The 13,712-nt window shown below is 48.2% G+C and carries 10 protein-coding genes; 6 read left to right on the top strand and 4 right to left on the bottom strand.

Annotated features, from left to right (window positions below):
- Both EBR25_10040 and ald read right to left on the bottom strand, forming a co-directional pair.
- Positions 1-1,223 (bottom strand): hypothetical protein (locus tag EBR25_10040; protein ID NBW41321.1); only part of this gene is annotated, 1,223 nt, incomplete at its 3' end.
- 387 nt (positions 1,224-1,610) lie between these two features.
- Positions 1,611-2,726, bottom strand: a complete 1,116-nt coding sequence (gene ald / locus EBR25_10035) for an alanine dehydrogenase (protein NBW41320.1) — start codon at positions 2,724-2,726, stop codon at positions 1,611-1,613.
- Positions 2,727-2,966: 240 nt separating this feature from the next.
- On the opposite strand from ald, the gene EBR25_10030 reads away from it, so the two are divergent.
- The 4 genes from EBR25_10030 to gcvP all read left to right on the top strand — a co-directional run bounded on the left by EBR25_10030 (position 2,967) and on the right by gcvP (position 8,758).
- Entirely contained in the window at positions 2,967-3,959 is a 993-nt protein-coding gene (locus EBR25_10030) for a bifunctional 5,10-methylenetetrahydrofolate dehydrogenase/5,10-methenyltetrahydrofolate cyclohydrolase (GenBank protein NBW41319.1), read from the top strand.
- A 91-nt stretch (positions 3,960-4,050) separates the two neighbouring features.
- Positions 4,051-5,184 carry a glycine cleavage system aminomethyltransferase GcvT gene (gene gcvT, locus EBR25_10025; protein NBW41318.1) on the top strand — a complete coding sequence of 378 codons (1,134 nt, stop codon included), beginning with the start codon at positions 4,051-4,053 and terminating at the stop codon, positions 5,182-5,184.
- A 64-nt stretch (positions 5,185-5,248) separates the two neighbouring features.
- The gene (gene gcvH / locus EBR25_10020) at positions 5,249-5,626 is read left to right on the top strand and encodes a glycine cleavage system protein GcvH (protein NBW41317.1); all 378 of its coding nucleotides are present in this window, start codon (positions 5,249-5,251) and stop codon (positions 5,624-5,626) included.
- 216 nt (positions 5,627-5,842) lie between these two features.
- Positions 5,843-8,758 (top strand): glycine dehydrogenase (aminomethyl-transferring), encoded by a 2,916-nt coding sequence (gcvP, locus tag EBR25_10015; protein NBW41316.1) that lies wholly within the window; start codon positions 5,843-5,845, stop codon positions 8,756-8,758.
- A gap of 69 nt (positions 8,759-8,827) precedes the next feature.
- Here gcvP and EBR25_10010 read toward each other — a convergent pair whose 3' ends face one another.
- Together EBR25_10010 and EBR25_10005 are read right to left on the bottom strand one after the other, a co-directional pair.
- Positions 8,828-9,766 carry a hypothetical protein gene (locus EBR25_10010; GenBank protein ID NBW41315.1) on the bottom strand — a complete coding sequence of 313 codons (939 nt, stop codon included), beginning with the start codon at positions 9,764-9,766 and terminating at the stop codon, positions 8,828-8,830.
- A 26-nt stretch (positions 9,767-9,792) separates the two neighbouring features.
- Positions 9,793-11,271, bottom strand: coding sequence for a hypothetical protein (locus tag EBR25_10005; protein NBW41314.1), 1,479 nt, complete (start codon positions 11,269-11,271; stop codon positions 9,793-9,795).
- A gap of 212 nt (positions 11,272-11,483) precedes the next feature.
- Between EBR25_10005 and EBR25_10000 the strand changes: the two genes are divergently transcribed.
- Both EBR25_10000 and EBR25_09995 read left to right on the top strand, forming a co-directional pair.
- Positions 11,484-12,743, top strand: coding sequence for a hypothetical protein (locus EBR25_10000; protein NBW41313.1), 1,260 nt, complete (start codon positions 11,484-11,486; stop codon positions 12,741-12,743).
- A partial coding sequence (locus EBR25_09995) for a hypothetical protein (GenBank protein NBW41312.1) occupies positions 12,740-13,712 on the top strand: 973 nt, incomplete at its 3' end. The genes EBR25_10000 and EBR25_09995, both read left to right, overlap by 4 nt.

The following is a 13,712-nucleotide window of genomic DNA, read 5'->3' as shown; positions in this document are numbered from 1 at the left end:
GGGCTTTCCCGTAACATTGACTGTATATGGTCGGAATAAACATCCGTAAGCCGCTCCCCCGCCTTAAAGAGCTCATTGGCTATTGCTGGATCAACGCCCTGTTGTTTGAGTTCTTTCACCTTCTCATCGAGGGCATTGTCTTTCGGAACTAGGCCGTTACTATGTCTACCACTTGCAGGGGTATAGGTAGGAGCTACATCCTGAAGTTCATCTGCCACGCCAATCAGTATCTTATGGGCTTCTTCGAACTTTTCTCTTAGCTTTGCTTCAGCCTGTGTCACTGCTTCAATCGTGTCAGCATTTCGATTTTGCGAGTAATCCTGTAGTGCCTTTTCGAGGTCTTGTTTCTCTTGATTCGTTTTCGCTTCCACCATTTGTTGGAGCTCTTGTGCCAGCGAGGTGGGGATTTCTAGCGTTATATCAGCCGCAGAAGTTTGCACGAGGCCCGTACTTGAACCCGCCGCCGGCGGATTGAGGAGGTTTTTCGTCTCTTCAAGTACCTTTAAGAGGTGTTGGCTGTTTAGTTCTATAACTTCGCTTTCTATTTCAAAGCTTGCTTGCTCTGTAGCTTTCTTGACAGCTTGTGCCACCTCATGGTGTGGGACCGTCGGAGCACCATACAGATCTCTTGGGATTGTTTTGTTCAGCTGTTCAGCAAATCTCCTCGTGATTTCTGGTGAAGGATTTCCTTTTAAGACTTTCTCGACCGAATCATTGATATCCCTCATCTGGGTTAGAGCAGTCTTAATGGCTGCTTTCTCCGTTTTTAATAGGTCTCGTAATGTGACTTGCTTCTCGGAAGGTAGTGCGCGGACGAGCTTTGCGCGTTCTTTCGGAGACATGTTCTGAAACTCATCTGGAGTGGTGCCCGACGATGCAAGTACGTCGGCAATTCCCTCTCGTAGTGATTTTGTCGACTTGAGAATGTCTTCCTTCAGGGGACTTTGTGTCGAGTCTACTGCCTTATTGAGCTCATCTGAACTTGATTTGAAAGGAGCGTTCGTCATCGTTTCAACGCTCGTCGTGAAACTGTCTATTTTAGAGAGAGTCTCAGCTATACTCGCTGCCTCAACACTCTTTCTCATTCCAAAAAGTTTTTTCAGGGTATTTCTAAATCCTGATTGCTTGAGAGATAGCAGGTCTGATGCGTTTCGGACTGTTTCTCGTGTTACAGCTTCTTGCGAAGACTTCTGTTGATTGTTTGCTGTTTGCTGTTGAGTCATTGAACTGTCTCCTCACGTATCCTTCCTGATACGTTTTCGCTTTTACATTGGGGGGCGATAGTTTTGCCCGTTTCTCCTCCTCTCTTCCTTCCTGGGCATAGCGGATGCTTATGATTCGTTATGCGTAGAAATCGTAGGGTGTAACATGAAATGTGCAATAAGTGTGGGCCGTAAGATCTCACGGCCGGCTTGGGTAGGAAGAAGGTGAAAAAATGTATATAATCAGATGCTTAGGAAAAGTTGCGGGGGCGCAGCCTCACGGGCTACAGCACTGGGAAGGAGCGAGCGGAGAAGGAGCGATATATCGATTGCTTACAGCGCACGCACGGAGGTCTCCCGCCCGTACAGGAGTGAGAGACCTCTAATAAAGGGATTCACTGGGACGGATTACAGTGCGAGTGCGTCAGCAATCGGTGTGTAATCAATACCAACTGCTTGACTGACCTTCTCGTTGGTAAGTTTTCCTTTGTGGGTATTCAATGCCTCGCGCAGAGAGTGGCTCTTCTCAAGAGCTTTCATCGGCCCATCCTTGGCAAGCTCAACGATGTACGGGAGGGTAGCATTCGTGAGCGCAAGAGTTGAAGTCCGAGCGGTCTGAGCCGGCATGTTGCACACGCCATAATGGATTACTTCCTCTTCGACATAAGTTGGGGCATCGAGTGATGTTGGTCGACTTGTTTCAGCGCAACCACCTTGGTCGATACTAATATCAACAAACACACTTCCCTTCGGCATTGCCTTCATCATATCTCGAGTGATGACCCGAGGAGCGGCTGCTCCAGGCACAAGTACTGCACCAATGAGGAGGTCCGTGTTTTCAAGGCATCGGGCGAGTGACTTTGGTGTCGAGTATACCGTTGATACCTGGTTCCCAAACTCGGCTTTGATTTTATCAAGCTTCGTATTATCGAGGTCAAAGACATAGACTTGAGCGCCCATACCGAATGCCATTTCACACGCAGCTCTACCAGCAATCCCAGCGCCGACTATCGTTACCTTGGCACGTTCTACTCCGATGGTGCCACCGAGCAACATTCCCCTCCCCTCGTTTTGAGAGAGAAGGTGGTATGACCCGTTGAGCACAGAAAGCTTGCCAGCAACCTCACTCATTGGCTCGAGGAGAGGAAGGCGACCCGCCTCATCAACCAGCTCATAAGCGATACTCGTTACCCCACTCTCAACAAGTGCAGTAGCCACCTCTGGCATACTTGCCAAATGAAGGTAGTCAAAGAGAAAGAGTCCTGGGCGAAAATACTCGTATTCTGACTCGTGGGGCTCTTTAACCTTCACCACCATCTCTGACTCTCCCCAAACCTCAGCTAGGGAGTCCACGATACGGCATCCAGCCGCTTCGTATTCACTATTCTTAAAATCAACTGCCAGCCCCGCGTTATTCTCGATGAGAACTTCATGTCCGTGCTGTGTGAGCTTGTGAGCACCGTCTGGTGTAATTGCTACCCGCTTTTCAAGGGTCTTTCTCTCGCGTGGAACTCCAATTTTCATTTCTTCTCCCCTCATATAGATGATAGGCACATTATTTGTCCCTAAGATGTACATGTCTTACGGGAATTAATCCAGTTTTTGGCCATAAATTGGCGGTCTCAGCTGAAAAAAGGAATGCGGTTATATCCTTCCAGCTGCCCAAACGGGGCCTGGGATTTTTTTTCATTTCATGCCCTATAAGACCCTCAAGACCTTTGTATTTTTCTCGAAAGAGCGATATCTATTAGAGCCATAAGTGCTATGGATCCAAAGATATTAGACGGTAAATGGCTTTCCCTTCAGTTCGAGCGCTCAATTGCCAATGCCGTTCGCTGTGCCGTCAATACCCCCAGCCCGAGCGGTACAGACGCGGAGAGTGCGCAAGTTCGAAGACCCCCTGGCCTCGGTGTGATTTTAGTAGGTGATAATTCAGCGTCTCTTGCTTACGTCGGACGGAAAGAAAAAGTAGCAAAACGGTGCGGTTTTGTGACCAAGGAAATTCGTCTCTCCGAAAAAGTGTCCTCGCAAGAGCTTCGTGAGGTGATTGATTCGTTCAATGAAGACCGTGAGATAGACGGAATCTTGCTACAACTTCCGTTGCCACACCACCTCGATTCTAATGTGATGCTTGACCGAATCCATCCTTCGAAGGATGCCGATGGGCTTCACCCGCTGAATCAAGGATTACTCATGCGAGGTGATGGATTGCTTCGTCCGTGTACACCCTCGGGGCTCATGCGCCTGATTGATCTTGCGTTCGCTCCAGTTGAGCCTGGGACAGAGCTCGATGATTCAGTCGATATCTTCACCCACATTCCGGAGAAAGATCTCAGTGGGAAACGTGCCGTTGTAATTGGTCGGTCTATTCTGGTTGGAAAGGCAGCCGCGCTTCTTCTCCTTGAACGAAATGCGACGGTTACGGTGGCACATTCCAAAACCGCGGATCTTTCTCAAGTCGTTCAAGAGGCAGATATTATCGTGGCGGCAGTAGGACGAGAGGGCTTTGTAACAGCAGATATGGTGCGGGAAGGTGCGATTGTGATTGATGTTGGAATTAATCGGAATTCGTCGGGAAAACTCGTTGGAGATGTGGCGTATGAAGAAGTAGCCTCGAAAGCAAGCGCAATCACCCCAGTTCCAGGAGGCGTGGGCCCCATGACAGTGATTATGTTGATGCTCAATACGTTGAAAGCGTACCAGGACAAAGCCAAACTGGAAGGAGAGGGGGCCAAACTGGAAGGAGAGGGAAGCTGAGGGCAAATGGGTGCAGAGCAAAGACGGTGTAAGAGTAAAGAGAGTGTAAGAATATCGTAAGAAATGAAACTCTTCAGAGAACCGAAAACAGATGAGTAAGGTTATGAGTGATTTAAGAAGAACGCCCCTTTACCATGAGCATTTGAAATCCGAGGGGAAGATGGTTCCTTTTGCTGGATGGGAGATGCCAGTGCAGTATCCTGCTGGATTGGTCAAGGAGCATGAATGTGTACGCGAAAATGTTGGGCTCTTTGATGTAAGTCACATGGGGGAAATCGAGGTGAAAGGCGGAGGCGCCATCGCCTATCTTGATTACGTGACGTGCAACTCAGTTGCGAGTATGAAAGATGGACAAGCCCAGTATTCCGCTCTTCCGAATCCTGCGGGAGGCGTCATTGATGACATTATCGTGTATCGATTTTCTGCTGAGCACTTTTTGCTCTGTGTTAATGCTGCCAACGCTGATATCGACTTTGCTTGGCTCAAAGAGCATGAGCGTTCGGATGCAGAGGTTACGAATGTCAGTGACCAGTATGCGCAGATCGCAGTGCAAGGGCCAAAAGCCTTTCAACTGCTAGAACGTGTATTTGGGAGAGCTATTGGCATTGAAGTCAAACCCTTTTGGTTTGTTCAGGATGTGTGGCGTGAGAGCCCAGTGATCATCGCCCGTACTGGATATACAGGGGAAGATGGAGTGGAAATCTTTGTATCACCAGAAAAAGCGGGAGAGTTGTGGGAGGTGCTTCTGCAGAAAGGCGAGGACCTTGGTGTGCTGCCGTGTGGTTTAGGAGCGAGAGACAGTCTTCGTCTTGAAGTGTGTTATCCGTTACACGGGCATGAGCTTTCCCCTGAAATTTCAGCGATTGAGTCTGGATTAGCTTGGATTGTGAAACCTGAAAAGAAGGGAGACTTCATTGGTCGTTCCGTATTGGAGAGGGAGAAGAGTGAGGGAGCACAAAGAGCGCTTGCTGGCTTTTATCTTGAAGAACCTGGCATTGCTCGTGAAGGCACAGAGGTACACTCCTTGGATGGGAGATCGATCGGGACTGTTACAAGCGGAACAAGAACCCCAACGGTTGGAAAGCGAGAAGGGAAAGCCCTTGGCCTTATGTTGATAGAACGAAAGTATGCTGAGCTAGACACGCAACTGTATGCAATTGTTCGAGGAAAAAACATTGCTCTTCGAGTCGTAAAGACTCCATTTTATAAAAAGAAGGCGGCTTAAAAATTGGGAACACGGCAATCGTATTTCAGAAGAAAATGGAAGTGTTAAATAAGGAGAAACGGCTATGAATTTTCCACAGGAATTAAAGTACACGAAAGATCACGAATGGATAAAAGTTGAGGGAAGTGCCGCAACGGTTGGGATTACCGCATTTGCTCAGGAAGAAATTGGCGAAGTGGTCTTTGTCGAGCTGCCAGCGATCGGTACCGAGTTTCGGCAAGGAGATATTCTGTGTGTCGTTGAGTCAACGAAAGCAGCTTCTGACGTGTATGCACCCGTAAGTGGAAGAGTAAGCGCGGTAAATGAGGTGCTTGCTGATGAACCTGGAAAAGTGAACGAAGGGCCGTATGAAAGTGGATGGCTTGTAAAATTAGAAGCGGTTCAATCGGAAGAAATTGAAGGTCTGATGGATGCAGCTGCGTATTCAGCAATCGTGGGCTAACCACTAAAGGGGTTGCCATGCTGCAGGGGTTGCCATGCTGCAGGGGTGGCTATGCTGCAGGGGGGGCTATGGGTGATGGGAGAGGCGCCGAGAGTCTCGAAGGGAAAGACAGGTTATTGTATCGATTATTGAGGCAAGTTTCTGCAAAAGTAAGGAGGAAAGTTTGTGGGAGAAGCGGCATACAAAACAGGTGAAGGCTCTGAAGAAAGGAGAGAGATGCGAGTGGTAAGAAATACTTCTGATGAGTCTTTGTCGCGTTCAGAAGCCTTTGATTTTGGTTTTGCCTCGAGGCATCTGGGGCCGGACGAAGAAGATGCGAAAAAGATGTTGTCGCAGGTAGGCTATGAGTCGCTTGCCCAACTTATCGATGCGGCCATTCCCCCAACTATTCGGCTAAAAGATGATTTTCAATCCTCTATCTTTCAAGAGCCACTTTCTGAAGTAAAAGCGCTCGATGTGATTTCTGAGCTCGCTGGAAAGAATAAGACTCGTCGCGCTTTCATCGGGCTTGGGTATCACGATACCAACACCCCAGCGGTCATTGCCAGAAACATATTGGAGAATCCTGGATGGTACACACAGTATACTCCGTATCAACCAGAGATATCGCAAGGACGTCTTGAGGCGCTCCTAAACTTTCAGACTTTGATTGCTGAGCTCTGTGGTCTGCCAATAGTAAACGCTTCAATGTTGGACGAGGCTACAGCTGCGGCTGAAGCGATGACCATGAGCTACGGGATTCGGGCCAAGAAGGGGCAAGAGGATAGTAAAAAGTTTTTTGTTGCCGATCACTGTCATCCACAAGTCATTGACGTTGTAGAAACGCGTGCTGAAGCAGTTGGCATCGAGGTTGAGGTCGGTGACTCCGCTGCATTTGTACCGAGTGATCATTACTTTGGCGCCCTTCTCGCTTATCCAGAGACGGGCGGGGGAGTTTCAGACCTTTCCTCTTTCATCGGTCAGGCGCACGAGCATCAGATGCTCGTAACGGTGTGTGCCGATCCACTCGCGCTTCTCTTACTTACATCTCCTGGAGCTCAAGGTGCTGATATCGTTGTGGGATCAGCGCAGCGTTTCGGAGTCCCAATGGGCTTTGGTGGGCCGCATGCTGCCTTTTTTGCCACCAAAGAAGAGTACAAGCGTGCCATTCCAGGAAGGTTGGTGGGGGTGTCTCGGGATGTGAGCGGTAAGCCAGCTCTCAGGCTCGCTTTACAGACTCGGGAACAACATATCAGAAGAGAAAAAGCGACGAGTAACATCTGTACAGCTCAAGTACTGCTTGCCGTCATGGCTGGTATGTATGCTGTGTGCCACGGTAAGCGAGGGCTGAAGAAAATAGCGTGTGATGTGCATGATAAGGCGTTGCAGCTCGCTTCGCTGGTACAGTCGGCTGGCATCAAACTTGAAAATGACAGAGCGTTTTTTGATACGATAGTAGTAAACATCAGCCCCAAAGAGCAGAGTGAAGTTCAGCGTAGAGCCGAAGAACAAAATGTATTGCTTCGGTATTTTGATGATGGACGGGTGGGAGTTTCTGTGAATGAAACAACGACCCCATCTGATGTTGTTGCGCTTGCCCAGATTATTACCGCAAAGAAAGTCCAGATAGTGGCGAAGGTGGAAGAGTGTCTCCCTGAGGCGTTGCTTCGGAAGGATGAGATTTTAACGCAGCCTGTTTTTAATGAATACCGATCGGAAAGCGAATTTTTGCGATACATCAAGCGTCTTGAAGCAAAAGATCTCTCGTTGACTCACTCAATGATACCGCTTGGTTCATGCACAATGAAGCTGAACGCAACAAGCGAGATGCTACCCGTTACACTCCCCGGCTTTTCAAAGATTCATCCCTTTGCACCTGAAAGTGACTATGAGGGCTATCGAAAGCTCTTCTCTGACCTTGAGACAAGCTTAGCCGAGATTACGGGATTTGATGCCGTATCACTCCAGCCGAATGCTGGTTCACAAGGAGAGTACGCCGGCTTGTTAGCGATAAGGGGGTATCACATAGCAAATGGCGATACCAATAGAAAGGTATGCCTCATTCCTGTTTCAGCACACGGCACAAATCCGGCAAGTGCAGTCATGGCAGGAATGAAGGTGGTGATCATTCGGTGTGACAATGAAGGGAATATCGATCTTGAGGATCTGAAAGAGAAAGCGGAGATGCATAAAGATGCTCTTGCAGCTCTGATGATTACCTATCCGTCAACTCACGGGGTCTTTGAAACCCGAGTAAAAGAAGTATGTGATGTGATCCATGCGCATGGAGGGCAGGTTTATCTTGATGGTGCTAACCTTAATGCATTGGTCGGAATAGCCCGTCCAGGAGACTTCGGTGCTGATGTTTGCCACATTAATCTTCACAAAACATTTTGTATTCCCCATGGCGGGGGAGGTCCAGGTATGGGGCCTATCGGTGTGAAAGCCCATCTAGCGGCACATCTCCCTGGGCACCGCTATGCGGTGAAGGAGCTCAGCCGAACATCAGGGTCAGTAAGTGCAGCTCCGTGGGGGAGTGCTAGCATCCTCCCCATCTCTTGGATGTACATGGCGATGATGGGTTCAGCTGGGATGCAGCGGGCCACTGAGATTGCAATATTGAACGCAAATTATATTGCCAAGAGGCTTTCAGAGTTCTATCCCGTGCTCTATCAGGGAAATGCTGGTCTTGTAGCTCATGAGTGCATCTTGGATGTTCGTAGCTTCAAAGAGAGTGCTGGGATTGAAGCCGTAGACATAGCAAAGCGTCTTATGGACTACGGATTTCACGCTCCGACGATGTCCTGGCCAGTGGCTGGCACATTAATGGTTGAGCCGACAGAGAGTGAATCACTCGCTGAGCTGGATCGATTCTGCGATGCGATGATCGCCATTCGTAAAGAGATTGAGCAGATAGAGCAAGGGGCGCTTCCTCGCGACAATAACCCTCTTAAACATGCGCCACATACTGCGGAAAGTGTCACTGCCGAGAGCTGGGATCGCCCATATTCCAGAGCCTTAGCAGCCTTTCCAACACCGTGGACTCGCGAATCGAAGTTCTGGCCGTCGGTGGGAAGGATCGAAGACAGCTATGGAGACAGAAACCTAGTCTGTACATGCCCATCGGTTGAGGAGTATGAACAGGAACAGTAGTCCGAGCATGTGGAGCCGCCCCACACACTCGCTCATACACGAGTACGTTCTTGAAGGGAGAGGCGCGTTTTATGCAAGCATTTGTAGAGAGGCGATAGCTTTCTCTCGCTCCGCGAATTCTTTTTTCAGAGCCGAAAAAGCCGCCAGGCTCTCTTCTTGTGTGAGAACACCATTCTCAGTAATGAGTCCTTCAATGAGTGAAAGAGAGAGTACATCGTGTGAGAAGGTCTCATGAAGATACTGGACGCCATGAGCCTCCTTCTCACGTTTTTCGTGAAAAGTAATCTCGTATGAATCATCCCAAAGGCTAAACTTGTTCGTAGTCAGCAAGACATATGACTTTATCTGATGGGCATGAAGTTGGGATAAAAGACTTGCTGAGCCCGGTCCCATGACAACCTCCATCTTATTTGTGAGTGATAACCCACCGAACAAGGCGCAATCTACATCTTGAAGAATATGTGCAATCGCATATTCGGAGACGACCCGGTATGCATACCCGAGTTTCTCTAGGAGTTGAATCATTCTGTCCGTCTTTGCTCTTTCTTGGGCAGCAAGAAGTATTTCTGGCTTGCTTCCTTGCTTGTTCAGTGTTTTGAGCAGCGTATTGATGGTGCTGCTATACGAATGAAGAAGAACTTTTTCCGATCCAGATATGATCGTAAGCGCATGTTGTACTGATTCTTGTCGTCGAGTTCGCTTTATTGCGAGGAGCTCAAGGAGGCGATGTCGAAGATTTTGCGCAGTAAATTCCGGATTCTTTAGGGTATCTACAAGCAGCAGTTGTAGGTCAAGAATGATACTTGCCATTCTCGGCTTACAGGAGAGTACCGTTGTATATATCTCGCAGAGACCCTGTTGCAGGCTCTCCGAAGAGGTATCACCTGTGTATTCATCAAGCGTTTCAATTAGGGCGATGAGGGTGTCAGCCCCGAGCGCATCAGCCCCGTACTTTTGATCGAGGGTGATAAAGAGTTGGTTTATGGTCGTCAGTAAGCTCGTGTTCATGGTTATATCCTTTCGCTCAAAGAGAGTTAGAGCCAGTAGAGAATTGCGAGATAGAAGGAAGAAATTACTATCGTAATAAGTGTTACGGGTAGTGCTTCTTTGGCAAATTCAATGAAGCTGAGGTGCACTCCTTTCGCTCGAGCAATACCTATGGTGACAACATTCGCTGAGGCACCGATCATACTCCCATTCCCTCCAAAGCATGCACCCAGAGCGAGCGCCCACCAGAGAAGGTGGCTTTTGGGGTCTGAGCGGAACGGCTCCTGCGCGAGCAAGTCTTTTAGAATAGGAATCATCACTGCTACAAACGGGATATTATCAACGATCGCACTCAATATTGCCGATGCCCAGAGGATCAGGAGTATCAGGAGTAGCGTATCGGACGTAAGAGAGAGCAGAAGATGAGAAAGGAGTTCCAGTACTCCCACTTCCTCTAGCGCACCAACTACGATAAAGAGTCCCGCAAAGAAAAGGAGGGTGTGCCATTCGACTCGTCCGAACAGATGATGGAGATCAATTTCCTTATGAAAGGAGAGCAGAAGAAGTACAGCCCCAGAAATCGCTATTACGGGAGCTTCTACGTGGATGATGGGATGGAGTAAAAAGCCGAGGATCACGAAGGAGAAAACAAGAAATGCTTTAATCTTTACTTTTTGCGAGAGATAATAGCTCCTTGCCTGGTGCCGTATATCAGAGAGCATGAGACTACTGGTAAAAAGCCAACTCAATTGGTCGTTTCTAGAACGCACAAGGTCGCGCTTAACGGCCAGAAGATAGAGCGTTACGGCTCCCATCGAAACTAACACTGGTACGGTCATGAATTTTAAGAAGTCAAGAAAGCCAAGTGTTTCCACTTGAGAGCCAATCAGGATATTCGGTGGATCTCCAATCATTGTAGCGGCCCCACCAATGTTTGACATGAAGATCACGAAAAGTAGAAAAATTTTGGGCGGTAATCCGATTCCCTGAGTCAGGGTGATCATTAATGGGGCGAGGATTAAAACCGTGGTTACATTATCAAGAAAGGCCGAAAGAATAGCGGTAGAAATACCAAGGAGGAGGAAGATTGTAAGCGGATTGCCTTTCGTAATAAGTCCGAGTTGAAGGGATATCCACTTAAAAATCCCCACCTCGGTGAGACCCTCAACGAAGACCATCATGCCGAGCAAAAGACCGATGGTATCAAAGTCGATAGCGTGTACGGCCCCTTCAAAATCAAGAACTCCGCTCAACATGAGAATTACGGCCCCTGCAACAGCGAGGAGTGTTTTATCGACTTTATCGAGAATAATGCCGATAAAAATACTAATGAAAACGGTTACGACAAAGATTTGAGTCCACATAATTGGGAACGCTCCATTAAAAATTCGTGCGAAGGATACTACAGGAAAGATTTCAGAATGAGAATGGTATCCACCTGAAAAACTAGGGGTTTTTCGTACTCCTGCCAAGAAGGTGAGGAGCGATCTGGGTCGAAAAACGTACCATAATCCGATTGCCTCCACCCACTTCCTATGCTTTTTGAGTCAACTTTCGCCCACAATTCGCATAACACCTATAGAGAGGAGTATTCGTTATTCCAAATACTTAGAGTGAACTTCAACACTTCGTGCGTTTTTTCCGGTTAAAGCACAGAAGAAGTGAAGCACGGCAGTTGGTTAGAGAGATAAGAGTTTGAAGGAGTGTATGACTCTTTCGGGTAAAAGGTTTTCATTCGATGACAGTTTTTAATGGAATACATAGTCAATCGCGTAGATGCATCGACGGGGTGCGCTACCCGAGTAGGGTTCTGTGTCCCAAAGAATCGAGCTCGCTTCGTCTTGTCTTCATTATTACGTATCTATTGGCTGCGATTTTTTGTCTCGGAATTCATGTGACGGCGTCAGCGGATCCGAGGATGAACACGAATAAAGCCGAAGTTGATAATTTCTCCCCAGGAATTGCTGCACCCCTAGCGAAAGAAATCTGGAACAAGTCGATCTCTGAGCCTGCTGGTAGATTTATTCTTCTGAGGAGCTGGGATGATGAAAAAGAGGAGTCGAAGCCAGCCGAAGCTGCTCAGCGTTCAGAGCACAAAATCCTGACTCCAGCGCAAGAGAGTGAGCCGGAGGGCAAAGAAGTGGCGATGATTGATGAGACCCGCGAGTCTATTATCGAGCGGTATGGTGACCCACGGGAGCAAGTTGTCATTACTCCAGATCAGGCAGCACCGAAGCCATTTAAAGGTATACATGCAGCACTTCAAATTGGTGACGAGCAACTTGCTTTCGATTATGCAAGAAAGCACGTTCGATATATGACGCAATTCGAGGATCGTGTCGGGAATCTTCAAGGACTCATCGCAAAAGCGATGGAGGCCGAGGGAATTGCTGATGGAGAGGGGTGGACCGCAGCACCTCAGTTCGCGCGATTTGGCAAGTATGTTGATAAGGCGCTTGAGGAGCAGAGAAGGGAGTCAGAGCCTGTCTGGGATGAGTTTGTTCTATCTCTTCCCGCGGAGCATCGTCTTCGGGCAATTCTTCCGATGAGTGAGGCAACTCAGTACGATGTGGTTCGTGAGGTAGAGCACCGCGAAGTCTTTCGCAGATATTTTCAGAAAAAGGCCCCATCCACTCCGGACGGTAAGGTTGTGCTTAGGTTGTACGTTGATGTCATCAACAACAAGGATTCATTGGTATTGGCGAGGGAGCTTTCTGAGTTAGGGCAGTATTCTCGAAATGATGAGCAGATCGAATTTCACCTATTTTCTCGAAAGTATGTAGCGCCTGATGAGTTAAAGATGTTTCAGCGAAGAGCGGGGCTGATTGGAGTAGAGGCTTCCGTTTTTCCTGTCGATCAAGAGCTGCCTTCGGGGCCCTTCCCGCTCGTAACAATTGAGCTTCCCGCGTTAAAGAAGGAGTATCAATTTCACGGGATAAGAAGAAGTTATTTCTTTGAAGAGTTGATTCAGGTGATGAGCGGGAGGCGTTTTTCATGAAAAAATATGTCTCATCATACGCACTATGTTTTTTCTGTATCAGTCTTTTATTGCTTGTGCCATATCAAGCGAAAGCAGAAGATGCAATGGTGTATGGGTCTAGGCCATGGGATGATGCTGATAAGACAAGTATTCTTGAGGAAGTTGGTGGGAGTGGTGCGAGTAAGTCGGGAGACAAGACGGCACTAGACGTCGGTCTGTCTTCGAATGAATCAGCAGAGAAAAAAGAAAGTTCACACTCGACTCTCCTTGGCGGTGATTACTCAACGATGCGAAGCGCCGCATCGTATGATCCAACCTTTATTTTACAAAGAGCACGGAGTTTTTATACTTCACCGGCTGCCGTCTGGGAGAGCAGTGTTGCGATGACAGGGGGCGTGATTCACGCCGGTCTAGCCTCTGCAGAGCAGGCAAGCCGAGACGAGGCTGCGGGAGCCTTTGCACAAGAACAAGCATACATTATGGGACTCTCTGCTAGCCCTAATGCCGCGAAGCTTTTAGAACGATATAGAAATTGTAAGCAACGCATCCTGGAAGAGGATCAACTAGCAGTGGCGGGTTTATCTGCAACGACATTTCAAGCTATTAAGCACTGTACGGGAAGTTTTCAGGTAGGAGTAGCAATACCCGATCCTATAAGTGAAAGCTCGTTAAGTAATGCTGGTCCTGAAACAGCCACAAGTCCAGACGATGAAGACAATCGTCCAGAACCGATCTATCTTGAACAGGCATTCAGAGATGGGGACCCAGCTCTGGCTGTTCCTGCGGCTAGAACAGTTTGCGAGGCTGCGACCGTTGATACTGTCCCAGCATGTTTTCAAAGAACACTATGGGATTATGTCTATCACTTTGTGAGCGCAGATGGTCTTTGGGGGCGGAATACAAGGAAGTGGACATGGAGTGACGAAAAGAGCCTCTATTTTGGAAACATTATCTATACCGAGTTTAAAAACTCACAACAGGATCTTT

This window comes from bacterium (genome assembly GCA_009926305.1).
In the GTDB taxonomy this organism is placed as follows: Bacteria; Bdellovibrionota_C; UBA2361; order UBA2361; family RFPC01; genus RFPC01.
The sequence above is the reverse complement of the archived record's forward strand: the minus strand, read 5'-3'. Positions and strand labels throughout refer to the sequence as shown.

Excerpts from the sequence above, each read along its gene's own strand:
- EBR25_10030 (NBW41319.1), top strand. The coding sequence starts at position 2,967 with ATGGATCCAAAGATATTAGACGGTAAATGGCTTTCCCTTCAGTTCGAG.
- EBR25_10000 (NBW41313.1), top strand. The coding sequence starts at position 11,484 with ATGACAGTTTTTAATGGAATACATAGTCAATCGCGTAGATGCATCGAC.
- gcvH (NBW41317.1), top strand. The coding sequence starts at position 5,249 with ATGAATTTTCCACAGGAATTAAAGTACACGAAAGATCACGAATGGATA.
- gcvP (NBW41316.1), top strand. The coding sequence starts at position 5,843 with ATGCGAGTGGTAAGAAATACTTCTGATGAGTCTTTGTCGCGTTCAGAA.
- ald (NBW41320.1), bottom strand. The coding sequence starts at position 2,726 with ATGAAAATTGGAGTTCCACGCGAGAGAAAGACCCTTGAAAAGCGGGTA.
- EBR25_10010 (NBW41315.1), bottom strand. The coding sequence starts at position 9,766 with ATGAACACGAGCTTACTGACGACCATAAACCAACTCTTTATCACCCTC.
- gcvT (NBW41318.1), top strand. The coding sequence starts at position 4,051 with ATGAGTAAGGTTATGAGTGATTTAAGAAGAACGCCCCTTTACCATGAG.